Raw genomic sequence first — 15,402 nt, 5'->3', positions numbered from 1 at the left:
CCTTTCGGAAATTTAGAAGTCCTAAATACAACCAAATAGCCAATTTTCGCCTTAATGCGGTGAAATATCGGGTGAAAAATAAAATGGTAGACTAATGGTATTTAAAAGGTATGATTTTGAAAGCTCTTGGGGGAGAATCACTTGATCACGCCAGCGACGGAACAATTGCATCAGGATGCGAATGGGCTCGACACCCGCCCGCTGACCGAGGTGGCCACCCTTCTGGCCAAGTCGCAGGCGACGGCCGCGCAGGCTACCCTTGATGCCGTTGCCCCGATTTGCGGCGGAGCGAAGTCCATGGCCAACACAATCCGGTCCGGCGGTAAGCTTCGCTATCTTGCGGCAGGATCCTCTGGCCTGATGGCTGCTGCGGACGCACTGGAACTGGGTGGAACCTTCTCGATCCCCTCCGCGCAAATCCGCATTCACATGGCGGGTGGATTGCCGACCACGGCTGAAATGCCGGGCGATGTGGAAGACGCCGTTGACGGGCTAGCACATGAATTGGCCGATATGGACGCTGCCGATACGCTCATCGCAGTCTCTGCCAGCGGCACCACTCCTTATACTGTCGCCGCCGCAAGGTTGGCGCGCGACACGGGAACGCCCGTGATCGGGATTGCGAACAACGCGGGTTCGCAATTGTTGGAGCTGGCAGACCACGCCGTGTTGCTCTCTACGCCCCCTGAATTGGTTTCAGGCTCGACCCGAATGGGGGCCGGGACGGCACAGAAAATCGCCCTCAATATGTTGTCGACGCTGATGGCCATAGAGCTTGGCCATATTCAGGACGGCATGATGATCAATCTGCGAGCAGATAATGACAAGCTGCGCGCTCGGGCCAACGGCATTGTCTGCCAACTGACCGGTGCGACACCCGAACGCGCTGATGCCGCGCTAAAGACCGCGAGAGGCAACCTCAAATGCGCGGCCCTCCTCGCCGCAGGGGCCGGATCGGTCGAGGACGCACACGTCCTGTTGAACGAAACAAATGGCCATCTGCGCCCCGCGATGAACCAACTGAATCAAGACAACGAAAACAGCAACCTGGGAGAAACCAAATGAAACGCAAAGTTCTAAGCCTCGCTCTGATGAGTACGGCACTGGTCACAAGCGCCTATGCGCAAGAGGCCACGCTGACGATCGAAAGCTGGCGAAATGACGACCTAGCCCTTTGGCAGGAAAAGATCATTCCGGCGTTCGAGGCCCAGCATCCGGGTATCAAACTGGTCTTTTCCCCCTTTGCGCCTACGGAATATGACGCGGCACTGAATGCCAAGCTCGAGGCCGGCTCTGCCGGTGACATCATTACATGCCGCCCGTTTGACCGCTCGCTGGGGCTGTATGACGGCGGGCATCTGGCAGACCTGTCTGATCTGGACGCGATGTCAAACTTCTCGAACGTGGCGAAAGCGGCTTGGCAGACCGATGATGGGTCAGCCACGTTCTGTGTACCGATGGCTTCTGTGATCCACGGCTTCATCTACAATAAAGACGCATTCAATGAGCTGGGTATCGAAGTTCCGACCACCGAGGCCGAGTTCTTTGCTGCATTGGACAAGATCAAGGAAGACGGCACCTATATTCCGATGGCAATGGGCACCACCGATCAGTGGGAGGCCGCCACGATGGGCTACAACAACATCGGGCCCAACTACTGGAATGGTGAAGAAGGCCGTCTTGCACTGATTGAAGGCACTCAAAAGCTGACCGACGAACAGTGGGTCGCACCATATGAAACATTGGCCAAGTGGGGTGCCTATCTTGGCGACGGATTTGAGGCCCAGACCTATCCCGACAGCCAGAACCTTTTCACCCTCGGCCGCGCAGCCATCTACCCGGCTGGCAGCTGGGAGATTTCAGGCTTCAACACTCAGGCCGATTTCGAGATGGGCGCCTTCAAGCCGCCAGTTCGGAATGCAGGTGACACCTGCTATATCTCTGACCATACGGACATTGGCATCGGCATGAACGCGGCCACCGAAAACCCCGAGGCAGCGCGGACATTCCTTGCCTGGGTCGCGTCCCCCGAATTCGCCAATATCTTCGGCAACGCACTGCCTGGCTTCTTCCCGCTGTCGAATGAGCCGGTCGAGTTGGAAGACCCGCTTGCGAAAGAATTTGTCAGCTGGCGCGGAGACTGCGAAACCACGATCCGGTCGACCTACCAAATCCTGTCGCGCGGCGAACCGAACCTCGAACTAGAGACATGGAACGCGTCTGCCAATGTTGTGAGAGGCGCGGAAAGCCCAGCGGACGCTGGTCAGCGCCTGCAGGACGGTCTGGCCAGCTGGTATGCGCCACATCAATAAAACCTGAGCAACTTACACCGGACGCGGCCCAACGCGCCGCGTTCGGCCCTTCTTTCCCAGGAGAGTCCTATGCAGACCCGCCGCATACGCTGGCACATTGCCGTATTCCTCGCCCCTGCGGTGCTGGTTTACACGGCGGTGATGATCTTCCCCTTGTTCAACACACTGCGTCTTGCACTGTTCTCAGAGGTCGATCAAACACGCATCTATGTAGGGCTGGAAAACTTCCGCACCCTGTTCTTTGATCCGCTGTGGTCTGAGCAGTTCTGGAATGCTCTGGGCAACAATTTCTGGTTCTTCCTCATCCATATGCTGGTCCAAAACCCCATCGGCATCGCGCTGGCTGCGATCTTGTCACATCCACGGTTGCGCTTTGCCGCGCTCTATCGATCAGCAATTTTTATCCCGACAATCCTGAGTTTCGTGATCGTGGGTTTTGCCTGGAAGCTTATCCTGTCTCCGCTTTGGGGCATTGCACCCTCGATGCTGGACGCTGTTGGCCTGAAATCTCTGTTCGCGCCTTGGCTGGGCAAGGAAGAATACGCCCTGACCACGCTGGCATTGGTGTCTGTCTGGCAATTTGTCGGTATCCCGATGATGCTGATCTATGCCGCCCTGCTGTCGATCCCCGAAGAGATCCTTGAGGCCGGAGAGATTGATGGCATCACCGGAGCCTCCGCCTTTTGGAAGATCAAGCTGCCACTGATCCTGCCGTCAATCGGGATCATCTCAATCCTGACATTCGTGGGTAATTTCAACGCGTTTGACCTGATCTACGTCTCGCAAGGCGCACTGGCGGGCCCCGATTTCTCGACCGACATCCTTGGGACCTTCATGTACCGCACCTTCTTCGGCTTCCAGCTGCAACTTGGCGATCCGCATATGGGATCCGCCATCGCAGGGGCCATGTTTGCGATCATCCTTGTGGGTGTCTGCATCTACCTCTTCGGCATCCAAACCCGGATGCGCCGGTATCAGCTGTGAGGGTCCCGCAATGAACAAAGCACGCCATAACCCGCTGAACACTGCCGCGATGCACGGGGCGCTGATCCTGTATACCCTGATCGCCCTGTTCCCGGTCTTCGTGATTATCATCAACAGCTTCAAGACCCGCCGCGCCATCTTTCGCGAGCCGCTCGCCCTGCCCGATGCCGAGAGTTTCTCGCTGATCGGCTACCAGACGGTGATGAAACAGGGGGATTTCTTCCTCTACTTCCAGAACTCGCTGATCGTCACCGTTGTGTCACTCGCCTTCATTCTGCTGTTCGGGGCCATGGCCGCTTTCGCGCTCAGCGAATACCGGTTCAAGGGCAACATGCTGATGGGTCTTTATCTGGCGCTGGGGATCATGATCCCGATCCGTATCGGCACGGTTGCCATTCTGGAACTTATGGTGGCCACCGGTCTGGTGAACACGCTTTGGGCGCTGATCCTCGTCTACACGGCGCAAGGATTACCGCTGGCCGTGTTCATTCTGTCCGAATTCATGCGGCAGGTTTCGGACGATCTGAAAAATGCGGGCCGTGTCGACGGGTTGTCCGAATACACGATCTTCTTCCGGTTGGTCCTGCCCCTCGTCCGCCCTGCCATGGCAACCGTCGCCGTGTTCAACATGATCCCGATCTGGAACGATCTGTGGTTCCCGCTGATCCTCGCCCCGTCTGAGGAGACCAAGACCCTGACGCTGGGCAGCCAGGTCTTTATCGGCCAGTTTGTGACCGACTGGAACGCGGTTCTGTCGGCGCTTAGCATGGCAATCCTGCCGGTGCTGGTGCTCTATGTCATCTTCTCGCGCCAACTGATCCGGGGCATCACTTCAGGAGCTGTCAAATGACCAATGTTCTGATCGCTGGCCTCGGCAATATGGGCCTATGCCACGCGCTGGCCCACCACCACCACCCGGACGCGCAGATCGTGGGGCTGGTGAACCGGTCCGGGCGGGTGGACCATCCTGATCTGTCAGCCTATCCGACCTATTCGGATTTTCACGCTGCTCTGAATGAGACCAAACCGGAATTGGTGGTCGTCGCGACCTATTCTGACAGCCACGCTGACTTTGCCTGCGCTGCGATGGAGGCAGGCGCGCATGTCTTTGTTGAAAAACCTTTGGCAACCACGGTGGCCGATGCCAAACGCGTCGTCGCCAAAGCCATTGAGACCAACCGCAAACTGGTCATCGGCTACATCCTGCGGCACCACCCCTCATGGATGCGCCTGATCGCTGAGGCCCGCGATTTGGGTGGGCCGTATGTCTTCCGCCTGAACCTGAACCAACAGTCCTCGGGCGCTGAGTGGGAAACGCACAAGGCCCTGATGCAGACCACCTCGCCCATCGTCGATTGCGGTGTGCATTATGTCGACGTCATGTGCCAGATCACCGACTCCGACCCCGTTCGCGTGCATGGCATGGGTGTACGGCTAAGCGATGAGATCGCCCATGACATGTATAACTACGGCCAGTTTCAGGTGATCTTTGAGGACGGCTCGGTCGGCTGGTATGAGGCTGGCTGGGGCCCGATGATGTCTGAGACCGCGTTCTTTGTGAAAGACATCATCTCGCCCAACGGATCGGTCTCGATCACCGACGGCAACAAAGGCGCATCGTCCGATATCGACGGCCACACCAAGGTCGGTGGCCTTCTGATCCACCGCCCCGAGGGTGACCAGACAATAGATATGCCCGATGAACCCGGTCATCAGGAGCTCTGCGACACCGAACAAGCCTACATGCTGCGCGCCATCGCCGAGGATATCGACCTGACCCGCCACATGAACGACGCCGTGAAATCGCTGGCCATCTGTCTGGCCGCCGACGAAAGCATCCGCACCGGCCAACCCATTTTGCTGAAAGAGGCAACCAAATGACCGCCCTGACGCTTACGAACGTGAACAAATCCTTCGGCTCCGTCGAGGTTCTCAAGGATATCAATATAGAAGTGGAGGACGGCGAGTTCGTCGTCTTCGTTGGCCCCTCGGGTTGCGGGAAGTCGACCCTTTTGCGTGTGATCGCAGGGCTCGAAGATGTAACTTCGGGCGAAGTGCGTATCGACGGAGAGCTTATGAACCTCACCCCGCCCTCCAAGCGTGGCATCGCGATGGTGTTCCAGAGCTACGCACTCTACCCCCATCTGAACGTGCGCAAGAACATGTCGCTGGCGCTGAAACAGGAAGGTCAGAGCAAGCAGGTCATCGAAGAGCGTGTCGCCAAGGCCAGCAAGATGCTGAACCTTGAACCCTATATCGACCGCTACCCCTCCGAACTGTCCGGCGGCCAACGCCAGCGTGTCGCCATTGGCCGCGCCATCGTGCGCGAACCCAAGCTGTTCCTGTTCGACGAACCGCTGTCCAATCTGGACGCGGCTTTGCGCATGAACACACGTCTGGAAATCGCAAACCTACACCAACAACTCGACGCCTCGATGATCTATGTAACCCACGACCAGACAGAGGCAATGACACTCGCCGACAAGATCGTCGTGCTGCGTGACGGGCGCGTTGAGCAGGTCGGCAGCCCGATGGATCTGTATAACAACCCCGCAAACCAGTTTGTGGCGGGTTTCCTTGGTGCCCCGTCGATGAATTTCTTTCCCGCCAGCCTGATTGGCGAAGGTTCAGACATTACCACCGGCATCCGCCCAGAGGATCTGTTTCTGGCGGACGATGGCCCGGTCACGGCAAGTGTTACTCATGTCGAGCATCTGGGTGGCGACACCAATGTGATCGCGAGGATGCAGGACCATCAGATCACTGCACGCCTGTTCGGGCAGCATCAGGTAGATGCGGGCCAGACCATCCGGTTCGGGTATTCACCAAGCCGGGTCTATCGTTTCGACTCTCATGGCGCGCGCTTGGAGTAACAGCTCCTGCTTTTGCCATAAAAGGGGTTCTGACACGCAGAAAGGTCTACGCTCTTCGCGGCCACATCTAAAATCTCGCGCCGGTGTTCCAGCAAGGCGCAACTATAAGGCGGTGGCACTCTCCGCTACAGAGTCTTACCACCGCCCGATCTATCTAAGATGTTTGCGGCCTCTAAGCGTCTTCAAGATCGAAAACAGGGTCAAGCACCAGAACCAGACGGGTTTCCCCAGAACCCTCAATGGGCGGAGAGCGGTGCAACAAACCAGTGGCGGGCGTTTCAGGCCAAAGTGTGCCGCGCATCACCATGGGTGAGCCGGTGGCGACAGTGAACACTTTTCGCGGCTCGGCCCCATCGGTCGAAATGCCGTATTGAGTGCCTGTACCCCGGTAGGTGCAGATCAAACGCGCCATGATCGCGTCAATGTGGAACTTTCGGCAGGCGTTCGTTTTGACGACGCCAAGGCGTAACCGCAGGTACGGCGCGCGCATGGTATCGGCAAACCGCGCCGACAGGTCGGCAATGTCATCCACCAGCCACGTGCGCTCCGGGCATTCCCTCATACCTGCGACGTCGCACAAATGCTGAACGGCCTCTCCTACCGCAGCAGCACGCAGGACCGTCCGGGTTGCTGGCAGCTGATCCGGGTGCAACCCATCGATCCAGTCCTGAAACCCCCGCGGCGGTTGTCTGCGCCAGATCGTGGCGGCGCAACCCGGTCTGCGGATCGCCTCCAGATCATCGGGCTTGTCCGCGATACCAACACCGACCGCAGCGTTTCTGATCTCTGTCTGCACTACGTTCATGCCGCTTCTCCCTCACGTCGCCAACCGGGGAACGGGTCGGGCAGGTCCAGCGGCAATGCATCCGGTCCGGCGGCAATGTCTTCAGGAACCAGACATGCGTCCAGCCGTGCCTTCAGGGTCGGCCAGTCGATGCCAGACCCGATGAACACGATCTCTTGCCGACGGTCACCCCAGGGCTCGGCCCAATGCGCCTGCATGTACGCCCGCGCGCTTTCATGATCCGGCCAGCGCTCTTTCGGGATCGAAGCCCACCATGTGCCCAAGGGTTTGACGGACGACAGCGCCCCCGCCATCGAGAATTCGGCCACCCAATTGGGGCGCGTTGCCAGCCAGAAATGCCCTTTTGCGCGGATCACGCCAGGCAAATCTCCGTTCAGGACTTTCAGAATTTTTTCAGGCTCAAACGGTTGCCGCGCGCGGTAGACAAAACTGGCGACACCATATTCCTCGGTTTCGGGAACGTGTTCGGCGAACCCGTAAAGCTCTTTCGCCCACATCGGGTGCTCATGGGCTTTTTCGAAATCAAACATGCCTGTATCAAGGATTGCTTCCGCGGCAACGTCCGAGTGGTTGGTTTCGATGATACGGGCATCCGCGTTCAGGCTGCGTATGATCTTGCGGGCCGCATCCGTGCGCTCGGGGCCCGCATCGGCCACTTTGTTCAGGATCACAACGTCCGCGAATTCGATCTGTTCCACCAGCAGGTTGACCAAAGTTCGGTCGTCTTCCTCACCCAGAGTTTCACCACGGTCCTTCAGGAAGTCGTGGCTGGAATAGTCCTGCAACAGGTTCACCGCATCCACGACGGTCACCATGGTATCAAGGCGCGACACATCGGACAGGCTTTCGCCCAATTCATCCCGGAAATCGAAAGTGGCTGCGACCGGAAGCGGTTCCGAAATACCGGTGGATTCGATCAGCAAGTAATCAAAACGGCCATCCTCCGCCAAGCGACGTACCTCCTGCAACAGATCATCGCGCAATGTGCAGCAAATACACCCGTTCGACATCTCAACCAGTGTTTCATCGGTATGCGACAATTCGGTATCGGCGCGCACGAGATCTGCATCGATGTTCACCTCTGACATGTCGTTCACGATGACGGCCACGCGACGTCCTTCACGGTTGTTCAGGACGCGATTGAGCAAAGTTGTTTTGCCAGCGCCGAGAAATCCGGAAAGGACGGTTACGGGTAGTCGGGTATCAGTCATTGCCTTGCAACTCCGTAGCATTTTGGCTGTGGGTAGGGTGTGCCTTGCGCAACAAATCGAGGCTGCGCTGGATTTCCGGCCGGCTCAGATTGCGACCGATGAAAACGATGCGGGTGCACCGGTCTGTGCCGGTCCAGTTCTTCAAAGGAACCGGCGGATCAAAGATGAGTTGGACGCCATGGAACGCGAATGGGGTGTCGATCCCGTCCAAAAACAAGATGCCTTTCACGCGCAGAAGGTCGCGGCCCTTGTAGGCGATCAGTGTGTCGAACCACTTGTCGAACACGTCATCGCTCAACGCCTCGTCCAGCACCACGGATATGGACGTTATATCCGTATCGTGACGACGAAACTCGGACGTGGTCACAGGGTTCGCCGCAGAGGTGGGCCATATTCCTGAGAGATTGCCCAGAGGATCATCCGCACCTTTGGGAGTTGTCCATGCAATAGCGTCCTGCTGAGGCGCGTCTTCCCGCATGCTCGTCAGGTTCCAAAGCTTGCGCGGGGTGAAATCGCGATCTGACGGGCAAACAATATCGGCGGTTGGATTTAGGCCTCGCAACCTTTCCGAAATGGCCTTCGCCGCTGCGTTAGGAACCAGGTCCATCTTGCTTAGAATAATCAGGTCGGCTAGCGCCACCTGAGACACGGCTTCGAATTGAGCATCCAAAGTTGCAGGTCCGTTCACCGCATCAACGACGGTGACGACACCGTCCATTCGCGTATTGCGCGCAAGATATGGGTCCACCAAAAGCGTTTGCAGGATTGGTCCCGGATCGGCCAGTCCCGTAGTTTCAATCACCACGCGGTCAAAATTCAGCAGACCCTCATCGCGCCGCGCCAGCAATTTCACGAACGTCTCTGACAGATCACCCCGGACAGAACAGCACAGACATCCCGATGACATCAACATGACTTCACCGTCCACCGTTTCGATAAGATCGTGGTCCAGCCCTGCCTCACCAAACTCATTTACAATGACGGCAATTGGTCCCGAGGACGGGTCCGATAGCACCTGATTAAGCAGCGTCGTTTTTCCGGCGCCCAGAAACCCGGTGAGCAGCGTCACGGGAATTCGCAGATCTCCGAATGAACCCGGCTGGGTTTTTGAGGCGTGGGTCATAAACATTGCTGGTCTCTGTATGTAATAACATTACATCTCTATGACAAAAGAATTGGGCTGTCCAGACAGGCTCGCACGAACCCGATTGTTTCGGCCAAAAGGCAGAAGGCGAAAAAAGTAAGAGCCCCACCCAGCGCATCAATTTTACTGACTCATTGTCAGCTACCCGTCATGCAGTTCGGACAGGTCTTGATTTTGCCCATAGGTCCTGGCGCGCAGCATCGCATTGGAAACCGAAAGCAAGTGCGACTGCATGACTTCCGCGGCCCCCTGGCTGTCGCGCGACGCGATACTGCTGAACAATTGCTCGTGCTGCTCGCCCAGACGCGCAAGGGTCGAGGGCGAATATTGCGTTTCACGCTGCCGGGTCCAGGCCGATTGCTTGCGCACGGCACGGATCGAGTCATACACCGTAAGGAACAACGGATTGTGGGCCAGCTCGGCGATTTTGTAATGAAACACATCGTCCGCGACCCCGTAAGCCTGGGTGTCCGCCGCGTCCAAAGTGGCCCGCATCAGCTGTTCAAGCGTCCGCAATTCTTTCGTCGTTGCGCGTTGTGCCGCCAGAGCCGCCAGCGCAGGTTCAATTTCCAACCTCACCTCCATGACGTCGCGCGGCATCACCTTGGCGGCAACGGCTCGAAACGGGCTTGCACCGACGGCGGGCGGAGGCGACACGAATGTCCCCTGCCCGTGCCTGCGAAACACGGTGCCGTCTTCTTCCAACTGCTCCAGAATGCGACGCATTCGGGCGCGGGTGACGGCCAACGCCTCTGCCAAGGCACGCTCGGGCAGCAACTTGCCGTTCTTGAGGAAATCACCGCTTTCGATTCCTGCCCGCAGGGCTGCGGTCAATTCGGTATCCGTTGGACAATTTCCCAAGGTCAGAACGCTCCGATCAGATCATAAAACATGCGCAAGGACGTAAGCATCAGGAAGGCACCAAAAGCAAGACGTAAGGCACGTTGCGAAATCGTGTGAGCGATGCGAACCCCGACATGGGCAAAGCTGGTCGTCAGCGGAATGATCATCGCGGCTGCGATCAGATTGACGTAACCGAAGGAAAAAGGCGGCAGTCCGGATTGCCCCAGACCTGTACCCGCGTAGATCAGCGCCCCGGGCAGACCGATGACAAATCCGATGGCCGCCGAGGTGCCCACGGCGCGACGGATGTCGTAGCCCAGAAAGTTCAATACGGGCACGCAAACCGTGCCACCGCCGATGCCCATCATCGCGGAAACCGCGCCTGCAAACACTCCGGTCGCAGTCCAAACACGTGGTGAAAAGCTGCGTGGCGGGCCGTCATTGCCGGATTTGCGAAAGATCATGTCCAGCGACACCAGCGCCGCGACCGTTGCGAAAACAGCGACCAGAATATAGCCACTGACCAATCCGCCCAACAGGCCACCGATGACCACACCCACCAGTATGGCAAGCGCCCAGCGCTTCAGAAGCGTCATGTCCAGAGCATCGCGCCTGTAGTGCCCCCAGCTTGAGGACAGCGCAGTGAAAACGATCGTTGCCAGCGAAGTTCCCACCGCAATCTGCATAGTCAGGGAAGGATCGCTGCCGGTCAGAGACAAAGCAAAATACAGCGCGGGGACAATGACGATCCCGCCCCCGACCCCCAGCAATCCAGCCAGAATACCACCGAGAACGCCGGCAGCACCGGCTATGGCGATCAGCGTTACCAGAGTTGAAAGCTCAATCCCGCCCATGCATCACGCGGGGTCGCTTGCAAACGAGCGGCTTTGCCAACCTTCCGCCTGACGCTGCGCATCTGCGCGTGCAATCGCATCTTCCAGCGCTGTGCGGTCGGGGTTGCCCGAGAAATTCTGCTCACTGGGCATGGCCTCGGCGAAATGCAGATACCGTTCACCAGCCACGTCATATAACCGCCGCAGCTCGGCCAGCGGGTCGGCATGATCATCGCTGCGCATGTCCAGCCAGGCATGGGACTGGCCGCGGTGTATCACCAGACCAGCGGCCTGTTTGCCGCGCTTGTCACCACCTGCGCGCTCACCGGCCTCCATCGCAGACATCAGGCGTTCGGGAAACGGCAAAGCGCTTTTTGATGCGTAGGTCTCAAAAGTCGCGTCGACCACGTCCGGCCCGGTCAACATATTGCCCGCAACTGAATGAGCTTCGCCGATCCGGTGCCCGGCCCAATCGACGCAGGCAGCGCCTGTGTAAGCCGCGAAATCGCCATTTGCATCCATAAGATGCGCCTGCCGTTCGTCCCGGCCCGTGTCCCGGGCGACAAGATCATCCAGAACCGATTGTGCGGAATCACCGGCCTCCAGCCGCCTTAATCCTTCGGTGCCCCAGACCGGGTTCGAAAACGCCTGCGATGCAATCGCACTGCACGCACCCAAGCAAGGAACCCGTGCGCCGCAGGCGAAAAAGCGGCTGGCCACGATCAGGCCAATGGCACCGGTCTCAGTGTCTTTTGCGATCAGGGAATACGTCATGTCACCGTCCTATTGCATAAGCCTGCATCAGCCGGGGCGTGGCCGCAGCGCGCAAAGTTCCGTCTTTTTCGCGAAGGGCCGCCGTAAGGCGGCCAACCGTCCAAGGCTCGGCCACAGTGATCTTGTGTCCCCGCGCCCGCAGGTCTTCGATCACAGTTTCGCCAAAGGTCTCTTCGATCATCATCTCGCCGGGTGCGGCAGCGCGTGGATAGAAAGACCCCTGAAAATGCATCGAGTGAAACAAAGGCGCATCCATGCATTCCTGAAGGCCCAGCCCGAAATGAACAAAGCGCAGGAACCAGATCAGTTGCCATTGATCCTGCTGATCGCCGCCGGGGGTGCCAAAGACCAACTGAACCCCATCCTTTTCCGCAAGGCTGGGCGTCAGCGTGGTACGCGGTCTGCGTCCGGGCGCCAGCGAGGTTGGCAGGCCGGGTTCAAGCCAGAACATTTGCGCCCTGCTGTTAAGCGGAAAGCCCAGACCCGGAATGACGGGTGAGCTTTGTAGCCAGCCGCCAGACGGCGTCGCTGCCACCATGTTGCCCCAGCGGTCGATCACGTCCAGATGCACGGTATCTCCGCGTTTTTCCGTCAGATGCGACATGGTGGGCTCACCGGCGCTGGCCCCTGTCCTGGCGGCAAAATCGCGGTCAGCGCGGGCGATATAGGCGTCGGCCAGATGCTCGTACCCCGGAACGCGGCCCGGGCGGTGTTCGTACGAGGCATCCGGGCTGATCAAGGCGCGGCGCTGCGCGGCATAGGCATCGCTCAGCAGGTAGCCCATTGGAATATCACTATGGGCCGGGTCGCCGTAATAGGCCTCGCGGTCGGCATAGGCGAGCTTCATCGCCTCGATCACCGTATGCACGAACTCAGCCCCGTTCGGGTCCATCGCGCCAAGATCAATACCTTTGAGGATCGCCAGCGCCTGCAACAAGACCGGCCCCTGACTCCACGCATGGGTCTTGTGGACGGTCCAGCCGTTGTAGTCGTAGGTCAGCGTCTCCTCGTATGACGCCTGCCAATCGGCCATGTCTTTGCGTGTCATGACCGCACCGTTGCGCTGACCTGACACGTCCATGACCTTGGCATCAGCCAAGTATTCAAAAATCCGATCCGCTACAAAGCCCTCGCGCCACGCACGGCGAGCCGCATCAATCTGATCCAGCCGATCCTCATGGGCAGCCTCGGCATCCGTCACAAGCCGCTCATAGGCCGCCGCCAGCGCCGGGTTTGCAAAGGTGCTGTGCGGCTCGGGCGCTTTGCCGTCGGGCATCCATGTTTCTGCGGATGCGGGCCATTCGTCTTCAAAGAAATCCGAAAGGCCGGCGATGGTATGCGCAACCCGCGGCAAAACAGGGTGGCCATCACGGGCATAGCCGATAGCCGGCTCCATCACGTCGCGCAGCGACAATGACCCATGGTCGCGCAGCATCAGCATCCAGCCATCAAACGCCCCCGGGATCACTGTGGCCAGCAGGCCCGAGCCGGGGATCAGGTTCAGACCCAGCCCGGTGTAGTGCTCAATCGTGGCAGCGGCGGGTGCAGGTCCTTGCGCGCACAAGACCTCGGTCTTGCCGGTTTTGGCCGAGTGAAAAATGGCAGGCATATCACCTGCGGGACCATTCAGATGTGGCTCGACCACTTGCAGGGTCATCGCAGTTGCAACGGCGGCATCAAAGGCGTTTCCACCTTTTTCCAGAATGCCGAACCCCACAGCCGAGGCAATCCAATGGGTCGAAGTAACGACGCCGAACGTGCCTCGGATCTCAGGCCGGGTGGTGAAATCTGACATGCTTTAGGTCTCCGAAATTCAGTGTTCGCGCGGGTCCAGCGCATCGCGCAGCCCGTCGCCCTGAAGGTTGAACCCCAGCACCACGAGGAAGATCGCGATGCCTGGCCACATGGCCATCCAAGGGGCCTGATTGAGGAAGTTCTTGGCCGTGTTCAGCATCGAGCCCCAACTGGGTGCGGGCGGTTGCTGGCCAAGGCCGAGAAAGGACAAGGAAGCCTCGGCAATGATGGCCGTGGCGATGGTTAACGTTGCTTGTACCAGCACCGGCGGCAGCACGTTGGGAAAGATGTAGCGGCTGAGGATTTTCGACGTGGGTAACCCGATGGCACGGGCAGAGGCCACATAATCTTCGGCCCGAACCGACAGCACCTGCCCTCGTGTCAATCGGATGAAAATCGGTGTCGCGGACAGGCCAATGGCGATCATGGCATTGGTCAGTGACGGCCCCAGAAAGGCGGCCAGTGCAATGGCGAGGATCAAGAACGGTGCGGCCAGCAGCGCCTCGGTGCAGCGTGAGATGATGGCATCGATCCAACCGCCGAAGTACCCGGCGACAATGCCCAGCGGTACGCCCAGCATCACAGCAATACCCACCGACACTACGCCCGCCAGTAGCGACGCCTGCGCCCCCCAGATCATCCGCGCCAGCACATCGCGACCGATTTCATCAGTGCCAAAGGGATGCGCGGCGGTGGGCGGTTTGCGCACTGCGCCCCAGTCAGTGGCGGCAGGATCGGGCACTGGCAGGATCGGGGCCAGCAGGGCGATCAGCACGAAGAACGCGACCAGAACGCCTCCCAGCATGGCGCTTTTGTGCGTGCGGAACTTCTTCCAGACCCGGCTTTCGGGTCGGCGCGTCAGGATCGGATCAGCAACGGTCATGTCAGGAGGTCCTCAGGCGCGGGTTCAACAGCACATAGGCTACATCGGCCAACAGATTCATCACGATGAAGCCGACGGCGGTGACCAGAACGATGCCCTGCACCACCGCATAGTCCCGATTGAAGACCGCATCGACCACCATCTTGCCGAAACCAGGGATGGTGAAGATCTGCTCGGTCAACACGGCACCTGCGATCAGTTCGCCAAACAGCAGTGCCGTCAGCGTCACGATCGGGGTCAGCGCGTTTCGGAACGCATGTTTCAGCACCACCCGCCGTTCATGCAACCCCTTGGCACGGGCGGTGCGCACATAATCGGATTTCAACACCCCCAACATGGCCGAGCGTGTATGCCGCATCAGTGTCGCGGCCAGCGCAGTGCCCAAAACAAAGGCTGGCATCAGCATGGTTGTGATCGATTTCACCGGATCCTCGGACAAGGGCACATAGCCCGAGGCAGGCAACAGGTCGAGTTTCACCGAAACCAGAAGGATCAGCATGATCCCCAGCCAGAAATTCGGAATCGACAGGCCGGACAGCGCCACGATGTTAGCGACGTAATCCGTGAGTGTCCCTTTTTTAACCGCAGACAAAATGCCCGCCGGGATACCGATCACAAGCGCAAACAGAATTGCCATGACAGCCAACTGAATGGTCACCGGCAGCTTTTCACCAATCAGTTCCGTCACCGGCTGATTGGTCCGCAACGAAATTCCCAAATCGCCGCGCAGCGCGTTGCCGACCCATGTCAGATACTGCACCGGGATCGGATCGTTCAAACGGTATTTCTCGCGCAGGAATTCCAGCACTTCGGGATCGCGCTCTTCGCCCGCCATGGCCAGTACGGGATCGCCGGGCAGCAGCTTTTGCAGGCTGAACACAAAGACCGAGATCAGCAGAATCGTCGGGATCGCAATCAGAATGCGGCGCAGGATGAAGGACAACAT

15 protein-coding genes are annotated in these 15,402 nt (G+C 58.8%); 6 read left to right on the top strand and 9 right to left on the bottom strand.

Going from position 1 to position 15,402, the window contains the following annotated elements:
* Positions 1–141 precede the first annotated feature (141 nt).
* The 6 genes from ACR0LF_RS06310 to ACR0LF_RS06285 all read left to right on the top strand — a co-directional run bounded on the left by ACR0LF_RS06310 (position 142) and on the right by ACR0LF_RS06285 (position 6,169).
* On the top strand, positions 142–1,065 hold the full coding sequence (locus tag ACR0LF_RS06310) for an N-acetylmuramic acid 6-phosphate etherase (protein ID WP_480580556.1): 924 nt from the start codon (positions 142–144) through the stop codon (positions 1,063–1,065).
* Positions 1,062–2,312: an ABC transporter substrate-binding protein gene (locus ACR0LF_RS06305; protein ID WP_480580558.1), complete on the top strand. Its 1,251-nt coding sequence runs from the start codon at positions 1,062–1,064 to the stop codon at positions 2,310–2,312. Before ACR0LF_RS06310 ends, ACR0LF_RS06305 begins: the two co-directional genes overlap by 4 nt.
* A 69-nt stretch (positions 2,313–2,381) precedes the next feature.
* Entirely contained in the window at positions 2,382–3,296 is a 915-nt protein-coding gene (locus ACR0LF_RS06300; RefSeq protein ID WP_480580560.1) for a carbohydrate ABC transporter permease, read from the top strand.
* 10 nt (positions 3,297–3,306) lie between these two features.
* Positions 3,307–4,146, top strand: coding sequence for a carbohydrate ABC transporter permease (locus ACR0LF_RS06295; RefSeq protein ID WP_480580562.1), 840 nt, complete (start codon positions 3,307–3,309; stop codon positions 4,144–4,146).
* Positions 4,143–5,177 carry a Gfo/Idh/MocA family protein gene (locus tag ACR0LF_RS06290; RefSeq protein ID WP_480580564.1) on the top strand — a complete coding sequence of 345 codons (1,035 nt, stop codon included), beginning with the start codon at positions 4,143–4,145 and terminating at the stop codon, positions 5,175–5,177. The genes ACR0LF_RS06295 and ACR0LF_RS06290 overlap by 4 nt, the downstream gene beginning before the upstream one ends.
* Positions 5,174–6,169: an ABC transporter ATP-binding protein gene (locus ACR0LF_RS06285; protein WP_480580566.1), complete on the top strand. Its 996-nt coding sequence runs from the start codon at positions 5,174–5,176 to the stop codon at positions 6,167–6,169. The genes ACR0LF_RS06290 and ACR0LF_RS06285 overlap by 4 nt, the downstream gene beginning before the upstream one ends.
* A 172-nt stretch (positions 6,170–6,341) precedes the next feature.
* Here the strand turns inward: ACR0LF_RS06285 and ACR0LF_RS06280 are convergent, their stop codons facing one another.
* The 9 genes from ACR0LF_RS06280 to ACR0LF_RS06240 all read right to left on the bottom strand — a co-directional run bounded on the left by ACR0LF_RS06280 (position 6,342) and on the right by ACR0LF_RS06240 (position 15,402).
* Positions 6,342–6,974, bottom strand: coding sequence for a DUF1826 domain-containing protein (locus ACR0LF_RS06280; RefSeq protein ID WP_480580567.1), 633 nt, complete (start codon positions 6,972–6,974; stop codon positions 6,342–6,344).
* Positions 6,971–8,185: a GTP-binding protein gene (locus tag ACR0LF_RS06275; protein WP_480580569.1), complete on the bottom strand. Its 1,215-nt coding sequence runs from the start codon at positions 8,183–8,185 to the stop codon at positions 6,971–6,973. Before ACR0LF_RS06275 ends, ACR0LF_RS06280 begins: the two co-directional genes overlap by 4 nt.
* Positions 8,178–9,254, bottom strand: a complete 1,077-nt coding sequence (locus ACR0LF_RS06270) for a CobW family GTP-binding protein (RefSeq protein ID WP_480856147.1) — start codon at positions 9,252–9,254, stop codon at positions 8,178–8,180. Before ACR0LF_RS06270 ends, ACR0LF_RS06275 begins: the two co-directional genes overlap by 8 nt.
* Positions 9,255–9,470: 216 nt before the next feature.
* On the bottom strand, positions 9,471–10,163 hold the full coding sequence (locus ACR0LF_RS06265; RefSeq protein ID WP_480580573.1) for a FadR/GntR family transcriptional regulator: 693 nt from the start codon (positions 10,161–10,163) through the stop codon (positions 9,471–9,473).
* Positions 10,164–10,192: 29 nt separating this feature from the next.
* Positions 10,193–11,026, bottom strand: coding sequence for a sulfite exporter TauE/SafE family protein (locus ACR0LF_RS06260; protein ID WP_480580574.1), 834 nt, complete (start codon positions 11,024–11,026; stop codon positions 10,193–10,195).
* A 3-nt stretch (positions 11,027–11,029) separates the two neighbouring features.
* Positions 11,030–11,779 carry a DUF1028 domain-containing protein gene (locus tag ACR0LF_RS06255; RefSeq protein WP_480580575.1) on the bottom strand — a complete coding sequence of 250 codons (750 nt, stop codon included), beginning with the start codon at positions 11,777–11,779 and terminating at the stop codon, positions 11,030–11,032.
* 1 nt (position 11,780) lies between these two features.
* A complete protein-coding gene (locus ACR0LF_RS06250) occupies positions 11,781–13,574 on the bottom strand; it encodes a gamma-glutamyltransferase family protein (protein ID WP_480580576.1) in 1,794 nt (597 codons plus the stop codon).
* Positions 13,575–13,592: 18 nt separating this feature from the next.
* Complete coding sequence (locus ACR0LF_RS06245) at positions 13,593–14,456, bottom strand: ABC transporter permease (RefSeq protein WP_480580578.1); 864 nt, start codon at positions 14,454–14,456, stop codon at positions 13,593–13,595.
* A gap of 1 nt (position 14,457) precedes the next feature.
* On the bottom strand, positions 14,458–15,402 hold the full coding sequence (locus ACR0LF_RS06240; RefSeq protein WP_480580580.1) for an ABC transporter permease: 945 nt from the start codon (positions 15,400–15,402) through the stop codon (positions 14,458–14,460).

It is taken from the genome of Ruegeria sp. E8 (assembly GCF_056533985.1).
This window is presented reverse-complemented; position numbering and strand designations above follow the sequence as displayed.